25 protein-coding genes are annotated in these 25,593 nt (G+C 63.7%); 9 read left to right on the top strand and 16 right to left on the bottom strand.

Annotated features, from left to right (window positions below; translation table 11 throughout):
* Nucleotide 1: 1 nt before the first annotated feature.
* The 3 genes from GRI34_RS13435 to GRI34_RS08850 all read right to left on the bottom strand — a co-directional run bounded on the left by GRI34_RS13435 (nucleotide 2) and on the right by GRI34_RS08850 (nucleotide 2,492).
* Complete coding sequence (locus GRI34_RS13435; RefSeq protein ID WP_160595616.1) at nucleotides 2-874, bottom strand: helix-turn-helix domain-containing protein; 873 nt, start codon at nucleotides 872-874, stop codon at nucleotides 2-4.
* A 204-nt stretch (nucleotides 875-1,078) separates the two neighbouring features.
* On the bottom strand, nucleotides 1,079-2,020 hold the full coding sequence (locus GRI34_RS08855; RefSeq protein ID WP_160595615.1) for a cupin-like domain-containing protein: 942 nt from the start codon (nucleotides 2,018-2,020) through the stop codon (nucleotides 1,079-1,081).
* 55 nt (nucleotides 2,021-2,075) lie between these two features.
* Nucleotides 2,076-2,492, bottom strand: coding sequence for a VOC family protein (locus GRI34_RS08850; protein ID WP_160595614.1), 417 nt, complete (start codon nucleotides 2,490-2,492; stop codon nucleotides 2,076-2,078).
* A 281-nt stretch (nucleotides 2,493-2,773) separates the two neighbouring features.
* On the opposite strand from GRI34_RS08850, the gene GRI34_RS08845 reads away from it, so the two are divergent.
* Together GRI34_RS08845 and GRI34_RS08840 are read left to right on the top strand one after the other, a co-directional pair.
* Nucleotides 2,774-3,433: a glutathione S-transferase family protein gene (locus GRI34_RS08845; RefSeq protein ID WP_160595613.1), complete on the top strand. Its 660-nt coding sequence runs from the start codon at nucleotides 2,774-2,776 to the stop codon at nucleotides 3,431-3,433.
* Nucleotides 3,400-4,293 (top strand): S1/P1 nuclease, encoded by an 894-nt coding sequence (locus GRI34_RS08840; RefSeq protein ID WP_160595612.1) that lies wholly within the window; start codon nucleotides 3,400-3,402, stop codon nucleotides 4,291-4,293. The genes GRI34_RS08845 and GRI34_RS08840 overlap by 34 nt, the downstream gene beginning before the upstream one ends.
* Here the strand turns inward: GRI34_RS08840 and GRI34_RS08835 are convergent.
* Nucleotides 4,290-4,757: a cupin domain-containing protein gene (locus GRI34_RS08835; protein WP_160595611.1), complete on the bottom strand. Its 468-nt coding sequence runs from the start codon at nucleotides 4,755-4,757 to the stop codon at nucleotides 4,290-4,292. The genes GRI34_RS08840 and GRI34_RS08835 overlap by 4 nt on opposite strands.
* A gap of 29 nt (nucleotides 4,758-4,786) precedes the next feature.
* Here GRI34_RS08835 and dapE point away from each other — a divergent pair, with 29 nt between their 5' ends.
* Nucleotides 4,787-5,920: a succinyl-diaminopimelate desuccinylase gene (gene dapE, locus GRI34_RS08830; protein WP_160595610.1), complete on the top strand. Its 1,134-nt coding sequence runs from the start codon at nucleotides 4,787-4,789 to the stop codon at nucleotides 5,918-5,920.
* Between the two features lie 38 nt (nucleotides 5,921-5,958).
* Nucleotides 5,959-7,197: a dicarboxylate/amino acid:cation symporter gene (locus tag GRI34_RS08825; RefSeq protein WP_160595609.1), complete on the top strand. Its 1,239-nt coding sequence runs from the start codon at nucleotides 5,959-5,961 to the stop codon at nucleotides 7,195-7,197.
* Between the two features lie 4 nt (nucleotides 7,198-7,201).
* Here the strand turns inward: GRI34_RS08825 and GRI34_RS08820 are convergent, their stop codons facing one another.
* From GRI34_RS08820 to dapB, 4 genes are all read right to left on the bottom strand, one after another.
* Nucleotides 7,202-7,645, bottom strand: a complete 444-nt coding sequence (locus GRI34_RS08820) for a hypothetical protein (RefSeq protein WP_160595608.1) — start codon at nucleotides 7,643-7,645, stop codon at nucleotides 7,202-7,204.
* A gap of 68 nt (nucleotides 7,646-7,713) precedes the next feature.
* Nucleotides 7,714-8,376 (bottom strand): endonuclease III, encoded by a 663-nt coding sequence (gene nth / locus GRI34_RS08815; protein ID WP_160595607.1) that lies wholly within the window; start codon nucleotides 8,374-8,376, stop codon nucleotides 7,714-7,716.
* Complete coding sequence (locus GRI34_RS08810) at nucleotides 8,373-9,197, bottom strand: ion transporter (protein WP_160595606.1); 825 nt, start codon at nucleotides 9,195-9,197, stop codon at nucleotides 8,373-8,375. The genes nth and GRI34_RS08810 overlap by 4 nt, the downstream gene beginning before the upstream one ends.
* 4 nt (nucleotides 9,198-9,201) lie before the next feature.
* The gene (dapB, locus tag GRI34_RS08805) at nucleotides 9,202-9,930 is read right to left on the bottom strand and encodes a 4-hydroxy-tetrahydrodipicolinate reductase (RefSeq protein WP_160595605.1); all 729 of its coding nucleotides are present in this window, start codon (nucleotides 9,928-9,930) and stop codon (nucleotides 9,202-9,204) included.
* Nucleotides 9,931-9,965: 35 nt separating this feature from the next.
* Between dapB and GRI34_RS08800 the strand changes: the two genes are divergently transcribed.
* Nucleotides 9,966-10,667 carry an NAD-dependent deacylase gene (locus GRI34_RS08800; protein WP_160595604.1) on the top strand — a complete coding sequence of 234 codons (702 nt, stop codon included), beginning with the start codon at nucleotides 9,966-9,968 and terminating at the stop codon, nucleotides 10,665-10,667.
* Here the strand turns inward: GRI34_RS08800 and GRI34_RS08795 are convergent.
* The 5 genes from GRI34_RS08795 to rpsT all read right to left on the bottom strand — a co-directional run bounded on the left by GRI34_RS08795 (nucleotide 10,664) and on the right by rpsT (nucleotide 15,552).
* Nucleotides 10,664-11,998, bottom strand: a complete 1,335-nt coding sequence (locus GRI34_RS08795) for an amidohydrolase family protein (protein WP_160595603.1) — start codon at nucleotides 11,996-11,998, stop codon at nucleotides 10,664-10,666. The two genes, GRI34_RS08800 and GRI34_RS08795, sit on opposite strands and share 4 nt — an antisense overlap.
* Nucleotides 11,999-12,073: 75 nt before the next feature.
* Entirely contained in the window at nucleotides 12,074-12,838 is a 765-nt protein-coding gene (locus GRI34_RS08790; protein WP_160595602.1) for a HesA/MoeB/ThiF family protein, read from the bottom strand.
* The gene (locus GRI34_RS08785) at nucleotides 12,835-13,266 is read right to left on the bottom strand and encodes a DUF983 domain-containing protein (protein WP_160595601.1); all 432 of its coding nucleotides are present in this window, start codon (nucleotides 13,264-13,266) and stop codon (nucleotides 12,835-12,837) included. The genes GRI34_RS08790 and GRI34_RS08785 overlap by 4 nt, the downstream gene beginning before the upstream one ends.
* A 112-nt stretch (nucleotides 13,267-13,378) precedes the next feature.
* Nucleotides 13,379-14,836, bottom strand: a complete 1,458-nt coding sequence (gene dnaA, locus GRI34_RS08780; protein WP_160595600.1) for a chromosomal replication initiator protein DnaA — start codon at nucleotides 14,834-14,836, stop codon at nucleotides 13,379-13,381.
* A gap of 455 nt (nucleotides 14,837-15,291) precedes the next feature.
* Nucleotides 15,292-15,552, bottom strand: coding sequence for a 30S ribosomal protein S20 (gene rpsT, locus GRI34_RS08775; protein ID WP_090476377.1), 261 nt, complete (start codon nucleotides 15,550-15,552; stop codon nucleotides 15,292-15,294).
* Between the two features lie 223 nt (nucleotides 15,553-15,775).
* On the opposite strand from rpsT, the gene msrB reads away from it, so the two are divergent.
* Nucleotides 15,776-16,174: a peptide-methionine (R)-S-oxide reductase MsrB gene (gene msrB, locus GRI34_RS08770; protein ID WP_160595599.1), complete on the top strand. Its 399-nt coding sequence runs from the start codon at nucleotides 15,776-15,778 to the stop codon at nucleotides 16,172-16,174.
* 107 nt (nucleotides 16,175-16,281) lie between these two features.
* Nucleotides 16,282-18,486 (top strand): transglycosylase domain-containing protein, encoded by a 2,205-nt coding sequence (locus GRI34_RS08765; RefSeq protein WP_160595598.1) that lies wholly within the window; start codon nucleotides 16,282-16,284, stop codon nucleotides 18,484-18,486.
* A gap of 79 nt (nucleotides 18,487-18,565) precedes the next feature.
* Here the strand turns inward: GRI34_RS08765 and GRI34_RS08760 are convergent, their stop codons facing one another.
* The 3 genes from GRI34_RS08760 to hflK all read right to left on the bottom strand — a co-directional run bounded on the left by GRI34_RS08760 (nucleotide 18,566) and on the right by hflK (nucleotide 22,204).
* Nucleotides 18,566-20,116, bottom strand: a complete 1,551-nt coding sequence (locus tag GRI34_RS08760) for a Do family serine endopeptidase (protein WP_160596463.1) — start codon at nucleotides 20,114-20,116, stop codon at nucleotides 18,566-18,568.
* A gap of 131 nt (nucleotides 20,117-20,247) precedes the next feature.
* Nucleotides 20,248-21,081, bottom strand: coding sequence for a protease modulator HflC (gene hflC, locus GRI34_RS08755; RefSeq protein WP_160596462.1), 834 nt, complete (start codon nucleotides 21,079-21,081; stop codon nucleotides 20,248-20,250).
* Between the two features lie 13 nt (nucleotides 21,082-21,094).
* The gene (gene hflK / locus GRI34_RS08750) at nucleotides 21,095-22,204 is read right to left on the bottom strand and encodes a protease modulator HflK (RefSeq protein WP_234028188.1); all 1,110 of its coding nucleotides are present in this window, start codon (nucleotides 22,202-22,204) and stop codon (nucleotides 21,095-21,097) included.
* A 312-nt stretch (nucleotides 22,205-22,516) separates the two neighbouring features.
* On the opposite strand from hflK, the gene GRI34_RS08745 reads away from it, so the two are divergent.
* Both GRI34_RS08745 and GRI34_RS08740 read left to right on the top strand, forming a co-directional pair.
* Nucleotides 22,517-23,284 carry an Mrp/NBP35 family ATP-binding protein gene (locus GRI34_RS08745; RefSeq protein WP_234028288.1) on the top strand — a complete coding sequence of 256 codons (768 nt, stop codon included), beginning with the start codon at nucleotides 22,517-22,519 and terminating at the stop codon, nucleotides 23,282-23,284.
* The gene (locus GRI34_RS08740; protein WP_160595595.1) at nucleotides 23,263-25,587 is read left to right on the top strand and encodes a xanthine dehydrogenase family protein molybdopterin-binding subunit; all 2,325 of its coding nucleotides are present in this window, start codon (nucleotides 23,263-23,265) and stop codon (nucleotides 25,585-25,587) included. The genes GRI34_RS08745 and GRI34_RS08740 overlap by 22 nt, the downstream gene beginning before the upstream one ends.
* The last annotated feature ends 6 nt before the right edge of the window (nucleotides 25,588-25,593 follow it).

The raw sequence follows: 25,593 nt of genomic DNA, 5'->3' as shown, positions 1-25,593 counted from the left end.
GTTATTCCTCTTCGGAAATGAAGCCGCTCGGCGGCTGGAGCACCTGCATCGGCTTGCCGGCGATTTCCGTGCGCGCCTTGGCTGCAGCCCACAGCACCGGATGGGGCTGGGCGGCATAGGCGCTTGGCGTCGTATCCATGAACCGGCGGAAGTCGCGGATGAAATGTGCCTGGTCGACATACTGGCTGTCGAGCGTGTCGATCCACGCCAGCGAGGGATCCAGCATGAACTGGGCGAGGCTGCGCAGGAAGCGCTGGCGGCGCAGCAGTAATCGCGGGCTAAAACCGAATACTGAAAGCGAGAGGCGTTCCAGCGCCCGGACCCCGATCCCGGTCTGCGCGGCAAGGGCGCTGACCGAATTGACCTCTGGATCGAGCAGCGCGCGATGGGCCTTGTAGATCACCTCTTCCCTGCGCGCCGGGCGATCCAGCATCGCAAGCAGGTGTTTGTCGATTCGCGCGGCCACATCGGGAAGGCTCCGATGGCGCCGGTCGCATTCGAGCAGGGGGACGAAATCCTTGAACGGACTGTCTTCGCCGATCACCTCCCAATAGTCGGCGAACTCGTTTGCGCGCAGATCCAGGAACCGCGCCCAGCCGAGCGGCAGCAGGCTGATCGACCAATACCGGCCCGGCGCAAGCGAGAAATGCGTCGCATGTGTTGTCGGACCGATCGCGCAGATCGGATTGCAGTCCACCAATGGGCCGGGACCGGTGCAGGCTGCCATATCGCCGCCCACCGACATGCGGATATTTGGCCATTCGGGATATACCTGGTCGAACACCGTGGGCGTGCCGGGATCGACGACCGTGAGCGAATAGGTAGAGACGTAAGGGCGCAAGGCGGGGGCAGGCAGCGCGTAGCTGACAGTCACACCCGTATCCAGACTTGCGGCTCGATCTAGTACTGCGAACTCTCCGATGGCGGTTCACTTGACCGGTACATCTACCGAAGAGGGCCGGACAACTCCAGCGGCTTGTCGCGGGATGACCTAGCGCCTGAATCGCGGGTTGAAGACCTTCTCCATCGTCTTCGACAGGCCCGCCCCCAGCGATTGCCACATTTGCACGCGCGACTGCTAGGTATGCGGGCCGAGACCGCCCCTTAGGTGCGGCTCAACATGGTCCATCGGCTCACCATGTTGCTTGAAGACGAAGGTCTCGAACATGGTCTGCCAGGCATTGCGCATGGGCTCGGGCAAGTCGCGCACGGCGAGGATCGAATGGAGCATCGCATCGAGCGGGGTGCCCAGACCCTCGTGCTCGTTCCACCAGTAATTGACGAGCACGTTGAGATCGCCCTCGGCCTTCACATGGTGCCACCACATATAGGGAATGAAGATGCCGTCGCCCGGCTCGAGGTCGGCGACCAGAGCCCGTTCCTGCGCCTCGCGAAAACGCGGGAAGCGCTCGAAATCGGGGTCTTCCAGCTTGACCATCGACACCGGCGCATTGGAGGGCGAAGCCTCGAACGGGGCCATGTAGAGATTGGGCGTCTGGTCGGGCGGGAACAGGGTGAAGCGTCGCTTGCCGCTGAGGACGTAGGCGACGTTCTGCATCACGTCGAAATGGGTATGCGTGCCGGTATTGTTGCCCATCCAGACGCGCGGCTGGACCTGCGTCGACAGGATCGGCAGGTGCAGCGCGTTTGAAAGCTCTGCGCTGAGATCGGCAACCTTGGTCGATTCCAGGTAGAGCATTTGCTCGCCTCTCTCGGGCGAGAGGACGCGATCGATAAATCGCGAGAACGGCATATTGCCGCGCTGGAAATTGAGGCGCGAGACGTCCCCGTCGAAGAAGAAGGTCGGGCCTGCATTGGGATTGGAGACCAGCACGCTGATCGCCTGTTCGCCGATCGCCTGCTTTAGATAGTCGGCCAGTTCGCCCGTGCCGCGTTTCGCCATTTGCACGGGCGCGAGGTTTGCGGCCACCTGTCGCAGGATCGCAGGGCGCGCTGCGGGGTAAATCTCGTCCCTGAAGGTCTGGGCGCTCGGGCGATCGTATTCGCGTAGTTCGGGCATTGCCGGGCATGCCTAGCTTAGAATTACGCGGAAGGGAAAAGCTGCGGGCGTGCGGTCATGTCGCGAACAGCATCGCATCGTCGGCAAAGGCCTTCATCTCCAGCGCATTGCCGCTGGGATCGCGGAAGAACATGGTCGCCTGTTCGCCGGGCTGCCCCTTGAAACGGATCGTCGGCTCGATGGCGAATTCGACGCCTGCCGCAACCAGCCGGTCGGCCAGCGCCTGCCAGTCCTCCATCGTCAGCACCACGCCGAAATGCGGCACTGGCACGTCATGCCCGTCGACCGGATTGCTTGTGCGATCACCCGCTTCGCCGCCGGTATGGGCCACGATCTGGTGGCCGTAGAAATCAAAGTCGATCCATTCTTCGCTGGAACGCCCCTCGGCGCAGCCCATCAACCCGCCGTAAAAGGCGCGTGCTTCCGCAAGGTCGCGGACGGGAAAGGCGAGGTGGAAGGGGCGCAGGCTCATGGCCGAAGGATAATGGACCGGCCGCGTGCAATAAAGGTTTTCCTACGCGGCAATGGCTGTGCATGGCCGGTTACCGGAAGCCCCGGCTGGTGCACGGTGCGGCGGGAAGAGTGTCACCCCGTCGTCAATTGCGTAAGGCCATGAATTACAATCGGAATACACCGCAAACCCAGGGTGACAGTGTGTCGCCTTCGTCACCCGCCTTCGCTTCACTCATTCAGGCTCGACAGCAGGTTGCTGAACGCCTACCCCGCATGACGCATGGCAATGGTGGAGCCCGCATGAAGATCATCGTCGGTAACAAGAATTATTCGAGCTGGTCGCTGCGCGGCTGGCTGGCCGCAAAGCAATCGGGCCTGTCCTTCGAAGAGATCGTCGTGCCCCTTTTCGGCGAAAACTGGGAAGCCACCAAGCAGGGCGGTGAGATCCGCCCCTCCAGCGGCAAGGTGCCGATCCTGTGGGACGACGACGTGGTCGTGTGGGACAGCCTCGCCATCCTCGAATACCTTTCGGACAAGGTCGGGCGCGACCGCTTCTGGCCCAAGGATGACGCCGCGCGCGCCATGGCGCGTTCGATGGTCGCCGAAATGCATTCCTCCTTCGCCGCATTGCGCAGCGAATGCCCGATGAACGTGCGCAAGCGCTTCGACGGATTCGAGCCGAGCGAAGCCTGCAAGGACGACATCCTACGCATCCTCGGCCTGTGGGCGGAAGCGCGCAGCCGCTTCGGCAGCGGCGGGCCGTTCCTGTTCGGCACTTTCGGGGCGGCGGACATCTTCTTCGCGCCCGTTGTCAGCCGCTTCATCAGCTACCAGATAGCGGTCCCCGGCTTCGCGGCGTCTTATATGCAGGCGCTGTGGGAGCACGAGTGGATGCAGGCATGGATATCGGCATCGGAAAGCGAAGAATGGGCTATCGAGCAATACGACACGGTCTCCTGACCGCATTGGCGGCGCTGGCCGCGCTGCTTCCGGCACAAGCGAGCGCGTGGGGCTTTTATGCCCACGAGACGACGGGCAAGATCGCGTGGGAGAACATCACGCCTGAAACGCGCGCGAAGATCGATGCGCTGTTCCGCGCCGAGCCTTTGCTGGCGGCGCCCGGGTGCAGGCTGCGTTCGATCGAAGATGCGAGCACCTGGCCCGATTGCGTGCGACGGACGCGCTGGCGCTGGGGCTATACGGCCGCATGGCATTATCGCACCGCACCCGTTTGCGAGGATTACAATGCCCGGCGCAACTGCTCCGGCGGCAATTGCGTGACCGCGCAGATCGAGCGTAGCCATCGCCTGCTTGCCGACGAGAGCCTGCCTGCGCACATCCGGTTGGAAGCGCTGGCTTTCCTCGTTCATTTCATTGGCGATGTGCACATGCCGCTTCATTCCGGCGATCACGAGGATCGCGGCGGCAATAGCGTCGAGGCGGCCTACGGCATTGCGCCTGGGTTAAATTTGCACTGGATCTGGGACGGCCCGCTTGCAGAGCGTGCGATCACATCTGCCGAAGTGCCGCTAGTGCGCCAATACACGGTAGCAGAGCGCGCAGACCTTGGCGGCGGGGATGCTGCGGAGTGGGGACGCGAAAGCTGGCAGATCAGCCGCGATTTCGTTTATCCGACGGCATTCGACAGGCCGGCCTGCGAAGGGGCTGACCTCGAAGACGAAACAGCGCTGACACAAGAAGATATCGAACGTGCGATCCCGATCTCGCAACGCCGGGTGCAGCAGGCGGGAGTGCGCATCGCCGAATATCTCGAAAGCGCCTTCGCCCCCGGCCCGCTGCCGGAACCGGAGCAGGACTAGGGCACGCGGCTAGTCGGGTAGGGCGTGCCGTCTTTCCTGAAATAGCCATCGGGGGTGAAGACCATGTCGATGTCGGGATATTCGCCCCGGTCGGCATCCCTGTCACCGCCGCTGATGGCGATGAAAACGCAAGGGATGTCGCCGCGATTGTGGAGCCGGTGACCGTTCGGCTCTCCTGCGGGCCAGGCAAGGATATCGCCCGGGCCGACGGGAATTTCGCCCTCGTCCTCGAGCAGGACGGCCTCGCCCTGAAGCATGATGACCAGTTCGTCCTGCCCCTCGTGCCAGTGCCGCTGGGAGGAATAGGCGCCCGGGTCCAGTACGACGTGACTTGCGCCCAGCTTGGTAAGGCCGGCGACCGGCGCGAGGCGGCGGTAGTTGCGCCCCGCCACGTCGGCATCGAAGGGCGGCGGATAGCCGGTAGCATTGGTCTGGGGGATGGCGTCGAGATCGAGCTTGGGCATTGGCACTCACTCCTGCTAGCGGACACAGCATGACCGAAGTCCTCGAACTCGCCAAGCGGTTGATGGCCGCTGCAAGCGTCACTCCCGCCACGGGCTCCGTCTTCGACCGGCTCGAGGCCATGCTCGACCCGCTGGGTTTTGCCGTGCACCGCTTCACCCGCGGCGATGGCGCGCCAGGCAGTCCCGAAGCGCCGGTCGAGAATCTGTTCGCCATTCGCCGCGGGCCCGAGGGTTCAAAGCATTTCGCCTTTGCCGGGCACCTCGACGTGGTCCCGCCGGGCGGCGGCTGGCACTCGGAAGCCTTCGAGCCGGAAGTGCGCGGAGAGCTGCTTTATGGCCGCGGCGCGGTCGACATGAAGGGCGCTATCGCCTGCATGGTGGACGCGGTCGCCCATGTTCCGGCCGATGCCGGCACGATCAGCTTCATCATCACCGGTGACGAAGAGGGCCCGGCCCTTCACGGCACCCGCGCGCTGATCGAATATATGGGCGAACACGGACACCAGCCCGACCTGTGCCTCGTCGGAGAGCCAACCAGCGTCAATCGCCTGGGCGACATGATGAAGATCGGACGGCGCGGCTCGGTCAATATCTGGCTCGAGGTCGAGGGCACGCAGGGCCACGTCGCCTATCCGCACCTGGCGGATAACCCGATCCCCAAGCTGGTCGCCATGCTGGCGGAATTGGACGCGCTCGTCCTCGATCAAGGGAACGACTGGTTCCAGGCGTCGAACCTGGAAATCACCGATCTCGAAGTCGGAAACATGGCGCACAACGTCATTCCGGCCAAAGCCGAGGCGCGTATCTCGATCCGCTTTAACGACGAACATTCCGGAGCTTCGCTGTCTGAACTTGTCGGCGCGATTGCGGAAAAGCACGGGGGCGTGGCGAAGCCCATCATTTCGGGCGAACCCTTCCTGACCCCGCCCGGCGAGTTCAGCGACGTGATCGCCCGTGCCGTCAAGGCGGAGACGGGGATCGACCCCGAACCTTCGACGACGGGCGGCACTTCGGATGCCCGCTTCCTGCGGGCGGTTTGCCCGGTGATCGAGTTCGGCCTCGTCAACGCGACCATGCACAAGAGTAATGAGGCTGTGGCCATTGAGGACCTTTCCACGCTAAGCCGCATCTATACAGCGATTGCGAAAGACGCGCTGGGTTAGACACACCGGCACGAAGACCGGGACGAGAGGGGATAAGAATGCTGAAGGTCTGGTTCGAAATTCCGCTTTGGCAGCGCGTGCTGACCGCCCTGATCCTGGGCGTGCTGACCGGCTATAGCTGGGGTCCGGATGCGGAAAGCATCAAGTGGATCGGCGACTTCTTCATCAAGTCGATCAAGATGCTGGTCGTGCCGCTGATCTTCTTCAGCCTGGTGGCCGGTGTCGCTGCCATCGGCGACCTCAGGAAACTGGGCGCAGTCGGCGGCAGGGCCATGCTGCTCTTCGTCGTGACCGGCCAGATCGCGGTCTGGCTCGGCCTGGCGCTGGGCACTTTGATAAAGCCCGGTGCGGGCGTTGACACCAGTGCCATCGCGCGCGGCGAGACGCCGGTGCCGAACGTGACGACGGCGGTCGACATGATCCTGTCCATCGTGCCCGAAAGCCCGGTGCAGGTCATGGCCGACGTCGCGGTGCTCCCGCTGATCGTCTTCTCGCTCCTGATCGGCATCGGCATATTGATGGCGGGCAAAGACGGCGAGCCGGTCCAGAAAATCTTCGATAGCGGCGCAGTGGTCATGCAGAAGGTCACGATGATCGTGATGGAACTGACCCCCTTCGGCGTTTTCGCGCTGATGGCCTGGGTGGCGGGCACGCTCGGCCTCGATGCGCTGGTCAGCCTCGCCAAGCTGGTGGGTCTCAACTACCTCGGCTGCCTGCTGATCATCGGCCTGATCTACGGCAGCATGATCAAATTCCTCGCCAAGCTGCCGGTGCGCGACTTCTTCCGCGGCATCGTGGACGCGATGGCGGTGAGCTATTCGACCGCTTCCTCCAACGCCACGCTGCCGGTGACGCTGCGCTGTGCAGAGCGCAATCTGGGCGTATCGAACTCGGTCGCCGCCTTCGTGATCAGCCTCGGCGCGACAATCAACATGAACGGCACTGCGATGTATCTGGGCCTTGCCACGCTGTTCGGCGCACAGATCTTCGGGGTCGACCTGTCATGGGGCGACTATTTCCTGATCTCGATCCTGGCGACGCTCGGCGCAGTCGGCGCGGCGGGTATCCCGGGCGCAGGCCTCATCATGATGGCGCTGGTCTTCGGCGCTGTCGGCGTGCCGTTGGAAACCATCGCCTTCGTGGCCGGTGTTGACCGGATCATGGACATGATGCGCACCACGACCAACGTCAGCGGCGATGCTGCCGTGGCGACGACCGTGGCAGTGATGACGGGCGAGATCGACAAGGCCGAGATGGTCTCGGCGGACGACGTCTGAGGTTTTATTCAGGCTGCTCGGCTGCTGCGTCGGGCGTCGTTTGGGTCTCAGCCGCTTCGGGATCGCAATTTTGCTCGCAACTGGTGGATTGCGACGGGCGGAAGCTTCCGCTGACCTTGATGCGTGCGCCGCCCTGCACCTGATAGGCCTTGGCATCGGTATTTTCGAGCGGATCGCCTTCAGGGATCGAACCTGCGTAGCCGGCGCTATTGCTGCCCGAGCTTGGGCCAGTCCCGGCAGAGCTTGCCGAATTGGCCGCGCGCAGGGCTTGGGCAGCGGAGTTCACGCTTCCGGTAATGGAATCGCTCAAGGCTCGTTGCGCGGAACCCTGCCCGGAGGCGCCCGACAGAATCATGGCCTCTTCGGCCGCAACCTGTGCTGCGGCGGGCGTGCTCAGGCCAGCCCCGACAAATAGAGCGAGCATTGCTGACGTGGCTTGCTTGTTCATGCGGAAACCTCCCTGTCGAGGCTGCCGATGATGCGCTTCAAACGGGATTATGGCAAATCGCCGGGCGGTTAGGCCTTCGCCGAACGCCCCTTCGGCTTCTCCAGAACCTTCTTCCGGTAGCTGCACAGATCCGCCACCTTGCACCGCCAGCACTCCGGAGTGCGCGCCTTGCAGACATAGCGTCCGTGCAGGATCAGCCAGTGATGCGCGCCGAGGCGGAAGGGTTGTGGCACGCGCTTTTCAAGTTTGGCCTCGACCTGTTCGGGTGTCTTGCCTTTTGCCAGCCCGGTGCGGTTGCCAACGCGCAGGATGTGCGTGTCGACCGCGAAGGTTTCCTGCCCGAACCAGCAATTGAGCACGACGTTCGCGGTCTTGCGGCCCACGCCGGGTAGCCGGACGAGGTCATCGCGCGTGTCCGGCACCTCGCAGCCATATTCGTCGACCAGCAATTGCGAGAGCAGGATGACGTTCTTCGCCTTGGAATTGAACAGGCCGATCGTCTTGATGTGCTCTTTCAGGCCTTCTTCGCCCAGCTCCAGCATCTGCTGCGGCGTCTCGACCTCGCGAAACAGGGCGCGGGTGGCCTTGTTCACGCCGACATCGGTCGCCTGCGCAGACAGGGCCACGGCCACCACCAGCTGGTAGCAATTGCCGTATTCAAGCTCGGTCTCGGGCGAGGGATTGTCTTCCGCCAGGCGGCGGAAGAATTCGAAAATCTGGTCCTTGGTCACGTATCCTCGCGGGTGTCTTTGTCGTCGAGCTCGCCCTTTTCACGGGCTTCCTCGATCGCCTTTTCGATCTCTTCACGGCGGTGCTGCATAGCGTCGCTAAAGGCTGCAGCGACGATACCGGTCGGTAATGCCACCAGCAGGACGCCGGTAATCGCCACCATCGATCCGACGACACGCCCCGCCGAGGTTATGGGATAGGCATCGCCATAGCCGACGGTCGTGAAGGTGATGACCGCCCACCACAGCGCGCGCGGGATGCTGCCGAAAGCTTCGGGCTGCAATTCGCCTTCGATCCAGTAGAGCGCGCTGGCCCCGGCAAGCAGGAACACGAAAGCGAAAGCGATGCAGACGAGCAGGTCATAGCTGCGCTCGCGGATGGCCATCGCCATTTCCTTCGTCGCAGCGGTAAAGCGGCCGAACTTCATGATCGAGATGACCCTGAGCAGGCGCACGACGCGCAGGGCTGCGGCGTTGGCGATAAAGAATGGGGCGAAGGTCACGAGGATGACCAAAAGGTCGATCACGCCGAGCGGCGAGAGCATGAAGCGCAGCCGTTTGGACAGGGCCGAACCGGGGCCGGGATGTTCCGGCGCGGCATAGATACGCGCCGCATATTCGGCGAGAAAGACGGTCCCGAAAACAAGCTCTGCCATCAGGATTTCGTCGTGCCACTGGCGGTCGAACTCGACTTCGGTGGACATGATCGCGGTGACGACGGCGGCGATGATCACCCAGACCAGCACGATGTTCAGCAGCGTCAGGCGGCCATCGGTCTTCGCGCCGATGTGAAGCTGGTGGTAGAGGAACTGCCGCAGGTTCATGGTGTCAGAGGCCGAGGACCTCCTCCATCGTGTAACGCCCGGCCTCGCGCGACAGCAGCCATTCGGCGGCCTTCACCGCGCCGCGCGCGAATATCTCGCGGTTCTCGGCGCTGTGCGACAGCGTCAGGCGCTCCTGCTCTCCGGCAAGGATGACGCTGTGTTCGCCGGCAACGGTCCCTCCGCGCAGGGCGGCAAAGCCGATGGCACCGCGAGCGCGTGCGCCGGTCTGTCCGTCGCGCCCGCTTTCGCGGTTGTCGGCAAGATCGATCCCGCGTCCCGTGGCCGCAGCTTCGCCCAGCAGCAGGGCAGTGCCGGAAGGTGCATCCACCTTGCGGCGGTGGTGCATCTCGACGATCTCGATATCCCAGTCGTCGCCAAGGCGCTCTGCCGCCTCGCGCACCAGGTGTGCCAGCAGGGTGACGCCGAGCGAGGTGTTGCCGGTCTGCAAGACCGCTGTCGCGCGGGCGGCCTCGTCGATCGCATCGTGATGCGACTGTTCGAGGCCGGTGGTGCCGATCACGATGGGCACGCCTGCGCCAACGGCGGCGTGGAGATTGGCGGCAAGCGCGCCGGGTGCGGAAAAGTCGATCAGCGCATCGCACGCATCGGCAAGCGCCGCCGGATCGCCGCCCTTGCCGATCCCGCCCGCATAGTTGTGGCCCGATGCCTCGATGACGCGCCTAAGCGCCTCGCCCATCACACCCTTGCTGCCGATTACGCCGAAACTTGCCATTGCCCCTCCTTGCACTTGTGTGGTTCATGGAACCTATGGCCGAGCTACGCAACATTGTCGTCCTGACCGGGGCCGGCATTTCCGCCGAAAGCGGGATCGACACCTTCCGCGACGCAGGCGGTTTGTGGGAGAAGCACCGGGTCGAAGATGTGGCAACGCCGCAGGGCTACGAGCGTGATCCGGCGCTGGTTCAGCGCTTCTACGATGCGCGGCGGGAGGCAGTGCAGAAGGTATCTCCCAATCCCGCGCACGAGGCGCTGGCGCGGCTCGACCGGGAATGGGAAGGCGGGTTGCTGATCGTCACTCAGAATGTCGACGATTTGCACGAGCGCGCCGGGGCAAGCCGCGTGGTTCATATGCACGGTGAATTACTCAGCGCGCTGTGCCCGATCTGCGAGCGTCGCCATCGCTGGACCGGTCCGCTGATCGAACGCCCGGAATGCCCCAGTTGCGAGGCGCGCTCGCTCAGGCCCGATGTCGTCTGGTTCGGCGAGATGCCTTACCAGATGGACCGCATCTATGCTGCCCTGCGCCGCGCGGACCTGTTCGTGAGCATCGGCACCTCGGGCGCGGTATATCCGGCGGCAGGCTTCGTGCGCGATGCGCGGGAGTATGGCGCGCGCACGCTGGAGCTCAATCTGGAGCGCGGCGAGGGATCCTACTGGTTCGACGAATCGCAGCAGGGAAGGGCAGGTGAACTGGTCCCCGCATGGGTCGACGAGGTATTGCGCTCCTAACGTTGCGGGGCGCAGCCCGGAATGGCTTCGTCCATTTGCACAACAACACCGTCGATTATGACCGCACGGATGTCGGCGATTGCCCGGATATCTTGGAGCAGGTTGGAACGCAGAAGCACAAGGTCCGCTTCGTAGCCCGCGGCGAGCCTTCCTAACCTTTTATCGGCCCCGAGCAGTGTGGCCGGAATGACGGTTGCCGAACGCAAAGCCTCCAATGGGGTCATGACCGACTCGACGTAAAGCACCAATTCCATCTGCGAGGCGAGTCCGGGAAATACGCCTACCACGCCCGTATCGGTGCCCAGCGCAACGGGGATGCCCGCTCGATGGATGGCGATGAGGTTCGAGCGCAAATTATAGATGTTCGGACCAGTGACATCATGTCGCCGTTTCGCCTCAAACATTCCTTTGAAGACCTGAGGATCGATTACGCCGCGCCGATCAAGCGCCTCGTAGCGATGGCTGATCGCCGCGCCATTGGCGCCGCGCTCGTACAAGACGTGCGTCGGTGAGTAGAATGCGCCACTCGAGCGCATCAGATCCAGAAATTCGACATCGACTGGCTCGTCGATAATGCCGTGGATCAGCGCGTCGGCCCCTTCCTCCAATGCGGCCCGGGCGTCTTCGAGTTCCGGCGCGTGGACAATCGCTTTCAGGCCATGCGCGTGGGCTTCGTCGATTGCTGCGGAGAGGATCTGCCGGGGCAGTTGGGGAAGGGGAGGGTTCATTCCGAACGCGGTCATGTCATCGTAAACAATCTTGATCATATCGACACCGAAGTCGGCCTGCTGGGCGACCATTCTGCGCGCTTCTGCCGGGGATGCGGGGCCCAAGCCCGCAATGGGCATCTTGCCTCCCCACCCATCGGGATGACCTATCGACTGTCCAACAACGAGCAATTCGGTCAGAGGTGTACTTCGATGCGGGATACCATCGCGAAACCCCTTGATCTGCTCAATCGACCATGCCGTATTCAATGCCGTGGTTACTCCATAACGCGACATCTGCCCGAGAAAGTCTTCGCTGGGGTCGCTCACCTCGTCTGATCCAAGCGCCATCGACATGTGCGTGTGGACATCGATCAGGCCTGGAATAGCGAAAAGACCATCCGCATCGACGATAGTTGCCTCGCCGGGAAACTCGACCGTACCCTGCGGCGTGATGCTGCTAATCAGTCCATTCGTGATGACAATGTCGACAGGGCCGGGGCTTTCGCCTGCGACCGGATCAATTGTAATCGCCCCGCTGATGACAGTTGTTTGCGCCTGAGCAATACAACTCCAAGCCGCGAACCAACCGACCACGACCGCGTAAACCATCGTCTTGAACATTACTTGATTCCTCCGACGACCCCAGCACGCCAGTCCCGCAGGGATTATGACAGTGGTCGTCAGAAACTCAAGTTATCAGCCACACCCCTTGCATTCCGGGTCCTTGGCAATCGTGAACTGCCGCATGCCGGGTTTCATCCCGTCGAGGAGGTTGACCCGGCTCCATTGCGGGTCGCCGTAGGCGCTTGACCCATCGAGCAGCACGCGGATGGCGTGGAGTGCGGCGAAAGTGGCGACCCAGCCGGCCATGGCGCCGAGCATGCCGTCCTCGGCACAGGTGTCGCAATCGTCGGCATCGAAGGCATCGCCGACGAAGCAGCGATAGCAGGCCTCGTCGGGCAAGTGCCCCGCGAAGGCCCCCACCTGACCCTGGAAGCGTCCCACTGCGGCAGACAGCAGCGGCACGCCCGCCTTCACGCAGGCATCCGAGACGGCGAGGCGGGTGGCGAAATTGTCGGTGCCGTCGAGCACGAGGTCCGCGCCTTGGACCAGCGTTGCGGCCCGCTCAGCGTCAATACGGCGGTCGCTGATTTCGACCTCGAGCGCGGGGTCGAACAGCTTCACCCAGCGCTTGGCGCAGGTCGCTTTCCCGTAGCCGATATCACGCTCGTTATAGAGCGTCTGGCGTTGCAGATTGCTTGCATCGACCTTGTCGTCGTCGACCAGTGTCAGCCGGCCGATCCCGGCGGCGGCGAGATACTGCAGTGCGGGAGAGCCGATCCCGCCGAGGCCGACCAGGACGAGATGCTTGTCCGCCAGCGCGACCTGTCCCGCGCCGCCGATCTCGGGCAGTACGATGTGGCGGGCGAAGCGATCGAGGCGCTGTTCGTCGAGGGTCACGGTGTCGTGTCCTCGTCGATTTCAGGCAAGCGTTCCTTGCGGAACCCATGCATCCCGTTCCACCATTGCAGGCCGATTACGGCGCCCTTGGAGGGCTGGAGCATCAGCAACATCATTGCGACCGCCAGGGGGATGATGATGGCCAGCACGACCCATGCAGAAAGGGTCTCGCTCGAACCGAGCGCAATGATAACGGGTGCGAGGAGGTGGCCGGTGACGAAGATTGCGATGTAAGCGGGAAAATCGTCCGCGCGCTGGCCCGAGATATCCAGCTGGCATGACAGGCAGTTGTCGACCGGCTTCAGCCAGCGACGGAATATCCTTCCTTCGCCGCATCGCGGGCAGCGGCAGCGCGCTCCGCGGAGCAGGGTTTCCCAGATCGTGGCTGGCAGGTCGGGGCGCTTGGTCGATGGATCGTCGAGGGGCATGCGGAGCCTTTGCCCCCTAAGACGCGCGCTGTCGACAACCCTGTGAACAGGGTGTCGACAAGCGGTATGCTGGTTGTGGAGCGATCCGAAGGGCCGCGGCGGTGTCCCGCCGTCAGCTTTCCAGTTGTCTGAGCAGGCTGCGAACGTCGCCGTCCATGTCGGCATCGCGTTCGCGCAGGTCTTCGATCAGACGCACGGCGTGGATCACCGTCGAGTGATCGCGGCCACCGAACTTGCGCCCGATTTCGGGATAGCTGCGCGGGGTCAGAACCTTCGAGAGGTACATCGCCACCTGGCGCGGGCGCACAACGGCACGTGCACGGCGCTTGCTGCTCATTTCCGAGCGGTCGATCCGGTAGAACTGGCAGACCGTGCGCTGGATTTCGTCGATGGTGATCCGGCGGCGGTTGGCCGACAGGATATCGGTCAGCTGCTCTTCGGCAAGCTGCAGCGAGACTTCCTGGCCCGTCAGCTGGGCATAGGCGATCAGCTTGTTGAGGCCGCCGACCAGCTCGCGCACGTTGCGCGTGATGGTGCGGGCGAGGAACTCGATGACGTCTTCCGGCACGGCCAGCGGCGCGAACTTGCTCAACTTGGAGTGCAGGATCTTCTTGCGAAGCTCGATGTCGGCGGGCTGGATGTCGGCCACCAGGCCCATCGACAGGCGCGAGAGTAGGCGGGGCTCGACACCGTCGAGCGCCTGCGGTGCGCGGTCGGCTGCAAAGACCAGGCGCTTGCCTTCGTTCAGCAGCGCATCGATCGTGTAGAGCAATTCTTCCTGAGCGGAAGCCTTGCCGATGATGAACTGGATATCGTCCACCAGCAGCAGGTCGAAGCTGCGCAGGCGGGCCTTGAATTCGATCATCCGGTTGGCCTTAAGGGCCTGGACGAATTCCACCATGAAGCGTTCCGCGCTGCAGTAGAAGATGCGGCTGCGGGTGTGGGTCTTCAGGAAGGTGTGGCCGATGGCGTGCAGGAGGTGCGTCTTGCCCTGGCCGGTCGCGGCCTTGAGGTAGAGCGGGCTGAACTGCGGCTTTTCGGTCGCGGCCATGCGCTGTGCGGCGTTGAAAGCGAGGATGTTCGCTTCGCCGGTCACGAAAGCGGCAAAGCTGAGCGATGCGTCGAGGCCGACGCTTGAGGTGAAGCCCTGGTCGCCGAGCGTGTCGGCGCCGATCGCCATCATCGATGTGTCGCTGTCGTTGGCCGGGCGGCGGCCATTGCCATGGAGGCGCAGGTCGGCGACCTGGCGGCGGCCGGGGTGAACGGAGATGTTCACCTTGCGCACTTCGCTGCGGGCGATCTTCCAAGCCAAGCTGAGGCGGTCGGCGAACCGGTCCTTCACCCAGTTGGCGCTGAATTCCGTCGGCAGGAAAAGGTCGAGCGTGCCTGTTTCGGCATCGATTTTCCCGACCTGGATCGGCTTGATCCACTGGCTGTGCAATTGATGACCGAGATCCTTGCGCAGCCCCTGACTGATGTCAGCCCAATCGGCTGCCAGGTTTACTGCCTCCAGATCCTCCATATCGTCTTTCGCTTTCCGCTTATTGGCGAGGTCACCCGATTTGACCATGTGAATTCAACCCCCCGGTATCCGACCCGTCCAAGGTCGGTATATTCTGTTCTTGTCTTGGGGGCGGCACGGCTCCGCCATTGCCCGGAATCGCATGATTCACGGGAATCCCCCCCACTTGACCGTCGATGTAAAAGGCCTGGGCTGTCCCCCCCAGGCAGAACCATTTGATAGGTCCCAGACGGGATGAGTCGCAAGGGGGATAACTGCAAAAAATCTGAAATAAACTTGTTGACTCGCGCAAGGCCGCAGGCTGCCGTTCAACCCCCTGTTTTTCCGTCGGTGTGGGCGGATCGGGAACGCGAATCGTTGGAAACGCTCACTTTTGATTGAAGCCTCTTAACGACGTCCTACGCAAATCCGCAGGAGGAGCTCCAATATGTCAAAGGGGCCGACACCTGTGGCGTCGACCCCTTTGTCAATTTCGTGCCCGGCGTCACCGCCGGAGCCGCGAATCAGAGCGCAGCGACGCGCTTCGAAAGACGGCTCAGCTTACGCGAGGCCGTGTTCTTGTGCAGAACGCCGCGAGCAACACCGCGAGCCATTTCGGGCTGGGCTGCCTGGAGGGCGGTCTTGGCGGCATCCTTGTCGCCAGCTTCGCAGGCCGTTTCGACCTTCTTCACGAAGTTGCGGATGCGGCTCATGCGCGCACCGTTAATTTCGGCGCGGCGTTCGTTGCGGCGGATGCGCTTTTTGGCTTGCGGCGTGTTGGCCATGTCTGTCCTCGGTCGGGCCGCATGAATCTTGCGGCGGAAATCTGTTTGGTCGTGTCGAAAGAGGCGGATGCCCCGCCGGAAAGCGGCGCACTTAGCGGCGGGCGTCCGAATCGTCAAGCATATCGTCCGGCCCCGCGCGATACAGCCTTCGCTCGCAAGTGAGGAACCGCGTGCACCGCCTCCTGTTGCACCTATATGGGTTGGAAATGCGAAAGGACAATATGTGACCGACAAGCTGATCAAGAGCGATGCCGAATGGCGCCAAGAGCTCACACCCGAGCAATTCCACATCCTTAGAGAGAAGGGCACGGAGCGCGCCTTTACGGGCAAGTACGACAAGAACGCCCAGGAAGGCGAGTACCACTGCGCGGCATGCGGACAGCTATTGTTCGAAAGCGACGAGAAATACGACAGCGGCTGCGGCTGGCCGGCGTTCACGGCGCCTGCGGACGGGACTGCCGTGGAAGAGCATCGCGATACCAGCCACGGCATGATTCGCACCGAAGTCGTCTGTTCGAAATGCGAAGGCCACCTTGGACACGTATTCCCCGACGGCCCCGGCGAAACAGGCTTGCGCTATTGCATCAACTCGGCAGCGCTGGACTTCGAACCGGAAGACTGATCGTAGATTCGTGCAGAGAACCGTGCGTTCAGCCGGGGTTGAGGGTCGCCATGGAAAATTGCGGCATCTATAAGGCACGGCTTGCCGCATGAGGGAATTTTCGACGGATGGATAAACGAGGCAGCCGGCGCAAGAAGGCAACGCGCGCAGAGCGGGCGAAACGTGCCGAGGCCGATGGCCGCAATCCGCCGAGCCGGTTCTGGCGCTGGACCAAGCGGCTGTTCCTATGGGGTGCCGTCGCCGCTGTCCTCGGCGAGGTATTCCTCGCCATCGCCGTCGGCTTCGCCGCGCGATCCCTGCCTAGCTACTACCAGCTGAAGGCGACCCAGAACGCCCAGACGATCGTCGTGCGCGCACGCGACGGCACGGAGATCGTCGAGCTCGGGCCCAGCTACGGCAAGTGGCTGTCGTCCGAAGAAATTCCGCAGGTGATGAAAGATGCGATGATTTCGGTCGAGGACCGGCGTTTCTATTCGCATCCCGGCGTCGACCCCTACGGCCTGACACGTGCAGTCTATGTCTGGGCGACCGGGCAGAACCGGCTGGGTGCGACCTCGACCATCACGCAGCAGCTGGCCCGCAACGTCTTCCTCAATTCCAATCGCACGATCGACCGCAAACTGCGTGAAGCGGTCCTGGCGATGGCGCTGGAATGGAAATTCTCGAAGGATCAGATCCTCGAGCTATACCTCAACAAGGTCTATTTCGGCGGCGGCGCCTACGGCATCGATTCCGCCAGCCGGAAATTCTTCAGCCACCCGGCAAGCGAATTGTCGGTGGCCGAGGCCGCGATCATCGCCGGTCTCGTAAAAGCCCCAAGCCGCTATTCGCCCACTGCAGACGTCGATGCAGCAGTCGGCCGTGCCAGCGTGGTTTTGCGCCTGATGCGCGAGCAAGGCCGTATCACGGCTGACCAGGCGCGGGTGGACGTCTCGGCCGTCAACCTGAAGGAAGAGGTGGGGCAGAACTCTGTCCGCTATTTCACCGACTGGGCACTGCCGCAGCTCGACCTGCTGCTCCCGGAAACCTTCGAGCCGATCGAAGTCTGGACTACGCTCGATGTCGGGATGCAGCGCGCCGCGACCGCGGCAGTGCAGGCGAACGTGCCCGAGGGCACTCAGGGCGCGCTGGTAAGCCTCGACCGTGACGGTGCCATCCTGGCGCTGGTCGGCGGCACCGATTACGTCGAGACCAATTACAATCGCGCGACCAATGCGCTGCGCCAGCCTGGATCGAGCTGGAAGCTGTTCGTCTACCTCGCAGCATTGGAAGCAGGTTATACGCCCGACGACCGCGTGGTGGATACGCCGGTAAGGATCGGCGACTGGAGCCCGCGCAATTCCAACGGGCGCAATATCGGCGAAACCGACTTGCGCACTGCCTTCGCCTATTCGGTGAACACGGTTGCGGCACAGCTCGGCAACGAGGTCGGTTTCGGATCGGTCGCCTCCATGGCCCGCCGTTTCGGCATCACCACGCCGATCAACACCTATCCCGCCATGGTGCTGGGGTCGAACGAGGTGCGCCTGCTCGACATGACGCGCTCCTTTGCGGCCATTTCGGCGAAGGGCGCCTCGGTTGAACCCTATGGTATCGTCAAGGTGACGACGGCGGATGGCGAGACGCTCTACGAACACAAGCCGGCCCGCAGCTCGCAGCTCGTGCCCGACCATGTCGCGGCCGGGATTACCGACCTGCTTCAGGCCGCCGTCCAGACCGGTACCGGTCGCGCCGCGCAGATCGGGCGGCCCGTCGCGGGCAAGACCGGCACGACCAGTTCCAACAAGGACGGCTATTTCGTCGGCTTCTCCTCCGGCATCACGACCGGCGTGTGGATGGGCCGGGACGACAACCGGCGAGTCGGCGGCCTGCAAGGTGGCCGGGCACCCGCCCAGGCCTTCTCGGCGTATATGCGTTATGCCGTGAAGGACCGCCCGGTCGAAGAGTTCGACACCGACCTCAAGCTGCCCGACTGGCAGATCGAGGAGGATGACGAATACTTCTTCGGTGATCCGGACGACTATTATTACATCGACGAGCAGGGCAATCTGATCGAGCCGGGCCGCCAGCAGCCGGGCCCCGAGGGGCAGCTACCCTTCCCGGTAGATGGCGAAGGCATGCCTCAGCAGCAACCGCAGATGCAGCCCCAGCCGCGCCCGCAGCCCACCGACCCGACGCGGCCCCCGCTTCGCGAACAGCCCGCCACCGGGCGCGGTGCCGACGGGGCACCTCAGGCCATCGGCGACGACTTCCTCGACCGGGCCACCGGCAGGCAGGAGCCGCGCCGGCAAGGCGACAGGCCTCAGCAGTAACAGTCAAGCAAAGGCCACATAGAAAAAGGCCCTCCCGGTGCGAACCGGAAGGGCCTTTTCTTTAGCTTGTGCCTTTGCCTTAGCGGCTGAGACGGACCGCTACATACTGGGCCGGACGACCGCGACGCTGCACACGCAGGAGAACGGCTTCGCGGTCCTCCGCCTGTGCGGTGCGGACGGCACTCTCCAGGTCCTCGACGGCTGTCACCGCGCGATAATTTGCGCTCAGGATGATGTCTCCTCGCTGCAGGCCCTTGCGGGCTGCGTCGGAGTTCTGGTTCACGGCCGCGATAACGAGGCCATCCGTGTCCGAGCTTGCACCCAGCTGGCGGGCGATCTGCGGCGTGATCTCGAGCACCTGGAGACCCAGGCGATCTTCGATGATCTCGCTGTCGGCAGGGCCCATGTCTTCTTCGGGCTCTGCGTCGGGATCGAACATCTGGCTCTGGCGAAGCTCTTCTTCGCTGGGGCGCTTGCCGACCGTCACGTTGAGGCGACGACGTTCACCCTCACGGAAGATATCGAGCGGGATGGTCGTGCCCGGTGCGATATTCGCCACGAGATAGGACAGCGTCTGGTCAGGCGTCACCGCACGGTTGTTGACCGACAGGACGATATCGCCCGGTTCCAGTCCGGCCTCTTCGGCAGGCTGTCCCGGCTGGACCGACTGGACAAATTCGCCGCGATTGCGCTGCAGGCCAAGCGATGCGGCCACGTCTTCGGTGACCGGCTGGATCTGGATGCCCAGGTAGCCACGCTCGATCTCCACGCCTTCGCGCAGCTTGGCGACGATGGGAGCAGCCGTTTCTGCCGGGATGGCGAAGCCGATCCCCACGCTGCCGCCGGAGGGCGAATAGATGGCATTGTTGATGCCGATTACATTGCCCTGCATGTCGAACAGCGGACCGCCCGAGTTACCGCGATTGATGGCGGCGTCGGTCTGGATATAGCGATCGTAAGCGCCCGCGCCGGTGTTGCGAAGCACGCTGGAGACGATGCCGCTGGTCACGGTGCCGCCAAGACCGAAGGGGTTGCCGATCGCGACCACCCAGTCACCCACTCGGGCCTGGCTGGAATCGCCGAAGCGGACGAACGGGAAATCTTCGCGGCGGTTCACCTTCAGGACGGCGAGGTCCGATTGCGCGTCGGTGCCGACCAGTTCGGCTTCGTATTCGCTGCCGTCGGGCAGCGTCACCGTGATCTCTTCCACCGTGCCGCGGCCCGAGGGGCTGACGACGTGGTTGTTGGTGACGACATAGCCGTCTGCCGAGATGAAGAAGCCCGAACCCAGCGACTGGCCTTCACGATACTGCGGTTCGCGTTGCTGGCCACCGTTGCGGCGGTTGAACAGGTCTTCGAACGGGGTCCCGGCAAAAGGATTGCCATTGTTGGTCGGCACTTCGATCCGCTGGCGGGTGGAAATGTTGACCACGGCAGGCTGCAATTGCTCGGTCAGGTCGGCAAAGCTTGCTGGCGCTCCTGCGCGCGGCACGACGTTGGACATGCGCACGTCGTCGTTCTGGGCGACCTGGGCGCCTGCGGGATAGCCTGCGAGCGAAAGGGCTGCACCTCCGGCAAGCAGGGCGGCGGTTACGGAATAGGCATATCGCACTGGCTTCACGTCCTTCATTTCCTCTTCGATATTATCTGCGCGCGGCACGCATCTCTTCTATGCGGTCCCGCGCCTGCGGTTCCGGAAGATCAGAGTGCAAAGGGGCGCTGAATGCCCCTTGAACGCCCCGTGGGCGGCTCGACGAACGGTCAACGCCGTCCGCGGAACTGCCTCAGATACTCATTGTCCGGCGACAGGATGATGCTACTTTCCGCATCGCCGTTCTCGGGCGCGAAGGTGGCATCATAGCTCTGCATGGCGCGGTAGAAGTCGTAGAACTGCGCATCCTTGCCGAAGGCTTCGGCATAAATCCGAGCGCTCTCTGCGTCCGCTTCAGCGCGGATGATCCGCGCATCGCGGCCACCCTGTGCACGGATAGTGCGTGCTTCACGCTCACGATCCGATTCCATGCGCCGGAATGCCGATTGCAGCGGCGCGTCCGGCAGGTCGGTTCGGGTGATCTTCACGTCCACTACTTCGGCACCGTACTGGCGCGCCTGGCGGTCAAGATTGGCGGTCACATTCGCCAGCGCACTGCCGCGCTCTGCGGTCAGCATGGACTGGAAGGTCCGGCGGCCAAGTTCCTGACGCAGGACCGAGTTGAGGATCGGCTCGAGCGCGTTACGAACACCGTCGGTCGATCCGGCGCGTTCGACCATGGTCACCGGGTCGGTGATCCGGAAGCGCGCATAGGCATTGACGAGCAGGCGCTGCTGGTCGTTCGAGAGCACTTCCTCATCGCTCATCTCGAGGTCGAGCAGGCGCTTCTCGATGCGCACGACACGGTCGATGAAGGGCACGCGGAAATAAAGGCCCGCGCCGGTGCTGCCATTGGGCGTGTTGACCACGCCGACGGGCTCACCCGTCCTGACGATGACAACCTGTTCCTCCTCGGGCACGACATAGGCGCTCATCATGAGGCCGACGAGCACGAGGCCGAGGACGACGAGGGTCGCCTTATGATCTTCCCAGATGCGTTGCATGTTCATGGCCATGTTACTGGCCCTCCTGCGCGGTGACAGTTGTGGTCGGGTTGGCCTGCTGGGCACGGCGCCTCAGCTCGGGCAGCGGCAGGTAGGTCTGCACACCATTGGTTTCGACCACGGTCTTGTCGGTCTTCGACAACACGCGCTCCATGGTTTCGTAGTAAAGACGCTGGCGCGTCACTTCGGGGGCGAGGCGGTACTGCTCGTAGACCTTGTCGAAGGCCTCCGCTTCACCTTCCGCCTGTGCCAAAACTTGCTGTGCATAGCCACGCGCCTGGTTGCGTGCTGCGTCGGCGTTCTGTTCGGCGACCTGCACGTCGCGGAAGGCGTCGACGACCTCTGCGGGCGGGTCGGCCTTTTCGATTTCGACACCCAGGACGCGGACGCCCGCTTCATAGCTGTCCAGCGTGCGCTGCATCCGCTCACGCACATCGAGCTCGATAGCGGCACGGCCCTGGCCCGAGAAGGTCTCGTCCAGTTCCTTTTCCGCGACGGCAGCACGCATGGCGGCTTCGGCGACTTCGTTCACCGTCTCGACCGGATCGACGAGTTCGAACTTGTAATTTTCGAGGTCCTTGATGTTCCAACGTACGATGAAGCTGAGGTCGACCAGGTTCTGGTCGCCGGTAAGGATCAGCTTTACCTGCTGGCTGCCTTCGGGAACGCGCACGACGCGTACGCCCTGCACGTCTTCCACGTCGACGGTCTCGATCGGGAAGGGAGCGGAGAAATTGAGACCCGGCTCCATCGAGCGAGTGTAATTGCCGAGCGTCTTGACCACGGCTTCCTGTTGCGGGCCGATCAGGTGGACACTGGTTGCCGCAAGGCCCAGGCCGATGATAGCCACCACGGCGACCGGGAACCAGCTTTTGCCGCCGGGGCGCTGGGGCATGCGGAAGTTCGGGCCACCGGGACCACCGGTGCGGCGCGGACCTTCTGGGCCGCGGCTCTTGAAGATGTCTTCAATATTGGGACCGCGGCGATCGCCGTCCCCGCCTCCGCTTCCCGGCGGGAGCCACGGGTTCTTCGGCCCGTTCGACTTGCTGCCCTTGGGCTCATCGCCCTCACCGTCTCCGGATGATCCGCCCTTGGATCCCCAGGGATTTTTGCCACCAGCCATCGCGAGGCCGATCCTTTTTCCAAACCCGTCCATAATTCTCATAAATGTCTTATAGGTAGCCTTTGCGGGAAAAACAGGGGTTGCGGCCTGTAATTCGATGCTACAGCAGCCCCCAGCATGGCGACGAGCGATTTTACCGACAACCTGCCTCCCGAATTTGCCGACCGCGTGAGCGGTGCGACATTGAAGGAAGGGCGCGCGACACTGGTGCTGGATGCCGGAGGGCTGGGCGAGGAACAGCGCGCCGCGCTGGAACGCGACATCACCCAGCGGCTGACTGCACGTGACGATGTAGAGGAAGTGCGCGTCGTCATGACGGCAGAACGCAGCGCTCCGCTGCTGATCGCTGTCGGATCCGGCAAGGGCGGCGTTGGCAAATCCACGCTGACGGCGAACCTCGCCATCGCGCTGGCCCGTCGCGGCACGAAGGTCGGGCTCGTCGACGCCGATATATACGGCCCGTCGCAGCAGGTAATTTTCGGGACCGCCGACGCGAAGCCCGAAGCGCGCGACAACAAGCTGGTGCCGGTGGAGAGCCGGTTCGACATTCCGATGCTTTCCATGGGGCACCTGGTGCAGCCTGGACGCGCGATCGCATGGCGCGGGCCGATGGTCGGGAATGCGCTGTCGCAATTGATCGACGCGCATTGGGGCGACCGCGAAGTTATCCTGATCGACCTGCCGCCGGGCACGGGCGACGTCCAGCTTACGATGCTCCAGAAATACAAGCCAGCCGGCGCCGTGTTGATCTCGACACCGCAGGATCTAGCCCTGATCGACGCCGCGCGCGCAGGACAGTTGTTCGAGGCGGCCGGGGTTCCGGTCATCGGGCTGGTGGAGAACATGGCAGGATATGCCTGCCCCCACTGCGGCGAGGTATCCGACCCGTTCGGGGCAGGCGGTGTGGAAGCTGCTGCAGAGCGCCTCGAACTGCCGTTTCTCGGACGCATACCGCTCGACCTTGCGATCAGGCAGGGCAGCGATGCAGGCGATCCTCCGGCCGCCGGAGACACCGAGCTGGCAGCCCCTTTCAACGCAATCGCCGACAGGTTGGCCGAATGGATTTCCGCGAGAAGCTGATTTCCGCCAAGGACCGGGTCAAGCTGCCCGATGTCTCCCGCCGCCAGCTGCTGGTCGGCGGAGCTGCGGCTGGCGGGTTGCTGGTCGCCTGGACGCTCTGGCCGCGGAACTATGCAACCACCCTGGTACCGGGAGAGGCCGAGGCAGACTTCGGGGGCTGGCTGACCATCGGCCGTGATGGCGTGGTTACCGTTGCGATTCCCCAGCTTGAAATGGGGCAGGGCGTGACGACCCTTCTGGCCCAGATCGCCGCAGTCGAACTGGGCGCGGACTGGCGCCAGGTCGGGGCGGAGCCGGTCATGCCTTCGGGCCTCTTCCCGAACCTGCCGCTGGCCGCGGACTGGGCACCCTTGTGGGCGAACTTCCCCTCGCTGGCCGATACGCCCGATGCCTGGCTGGTCGACCGCTTCGCTTCCGCGCAGGCCTTCAATGCGACCGCCGCTGGTACCAGCCTTGCCGCCTACGAGATGCCCCTGCGCATCGCTGCCGCCAGCGCGCGCGACATGCTGGTGCGCGCCGCTGCCGAGCGCTGGGACGTCGTGCCCGAGGAATGCGAAGTTGCAGACGGCTTCGTGCGCCACGCTACCGGAGGCGCACTGCGGTTCGGCGAACTGGTCGACGAGGCCCGCGAACTCGATCCGCCCGATCCCGCGCCGCTGCGCCCGCAGGCTGCTTTCGAACAGCCCGTATTAGGCGAAGCGGATGCGCAGACCAGCTTCCCGCGCATCGACCTGCCTTCCAAGGTCGACGGCAGCCACTTGTTTGCAGGCGATATCCGCCTGCCCGGCATGGTCTTCGCTTCCATCCGGCACGGCCCGGTCGGCCTGCCAGAACTCTTCCGTTTCGACGCCGATGCGGTTGCGGGGATGCGCGGCCTGGTCGGGGTCGTCAAATCGAAGCGCTGGCTGGCCGCCGTCGCGGAAAGCTGGTGGATCGCGGACCAGGCGCTCTCGCGGATGCGCGCCCATTTCACCGGGCCCGGCGCACTCGAACAGGCAGTACTCGACACCGATCTCGAACGCGCGTCGGAGCAGCGCGAAGAACTGGCAGAACGGATCGTCGAAGTCGGCGATCCCGACGCGATGCTGGAAAACGCGGCATTTGTCCGCCGTTATGAAATAGCGCCTGCGGTCCATGCCCCGCTCGAAACGGCGAGCGCGACTGCGCGCTTTGTCGACGGGCGGCTGGAATTGTGGATGGCCTCGCAGATGCCTTCGCTGGCGCGCGAGGCGGCGGCAAAGGCGATCGGCATTTCTGCCGAAGACGTGGTGCTCTATCCGGTTGCCGCTGGGGGCAGTTTCGATGCGCGGCTGGATAAACAGCATGCCATCGAAATTGCCCAGATCGCGGTGGAGATCGGGCGGCCCGTCCAACTGACCTGGTCCAGGGTGCAGGACTTGCAGGCCGTGCCCCCGCGTGCTCCGGCAACGGCCGACATGGCTGCCGTGACAGGGGCTGATGGACAACCGCTGGCTTGGCGCGCTCGCGTCACGACACCTCCCTTCATGCGCGAGATGGGACACCGCTTGTTCGACAACCTCGTCCCCGAAGCCGCTCGTGCGGAAAGCCGGGGCGAAGCGGATGAGCTGGCAGTGGCTGGAGGGATGCCGCCCTACGGCATCTCCGACGTAGCGGTCGACCACGTTCCCGCCAGCATCCGATTGCCCGTCACTCGTATGCGCGGCGGAGCGGAGGCGATGACCGCCTTCTTCACCGAATGCTTTATCGATGAACTGGCGGCGGAGGCCGGGCGAGATCCCTTCCTGTATCGCATGGCCCTGCTGGGCGGCGCACCGCGCATGGCGGAATGCCTGCGCCGGGCGACCAGGCTGGGCGAATGGGACGGCGCGCGCTCGGGCAGCGGACAGGGTGTCGCGATGGTGCGCATGGGCTCCGATCCGCAAACGGCCGGCCATATTGCCTGCGTGGCGCAGGCGGGTATGGGTGGTGGAGGTGCGCGGGTGACAAGATTGTCGGCCACGGTCGACATCGGCCGGATCGTCAATCTCGACATTGCCCGCCAGCAGATCGAGGGCGGGCTGGTGTTCGGTCTGTCACTGGCGCTCGGTTCTTCGGTCAGGTTCGAGAACGGACACCCGGTGCCGCGCAATATGGGCGCGCTTGGCCTGCCGCGCCTTGCCGATTGCCCGGACATCGTGGTCGATTTCATTTCGAGCGATGCGGAACCCTTCGATCCGGGAGAACTTGGTGTAGCCGTGGCGGCGCCCGCCATCGCCAACGCCCTTTTTGCGGCGACCGGTCTCAGGATGCGGCGCCTCCCGTTGTTGTCAGAAGGTTTATGAGAGGTT

The organism is Qipengyuania aquimaris, from assembly GCF_009827445.1.
Lineage (GTDB): Bacteria > Pseudomonadota > Alphaproteobacteria > Sphingomonadales > Sphingomonadaceae > Qipengyuania > Qipengyuania aquimaris.
Note: the sequence above shows the minus strand (reverse complement) of the source record. Positions and strands in the feature narration are given on the sequence as shown.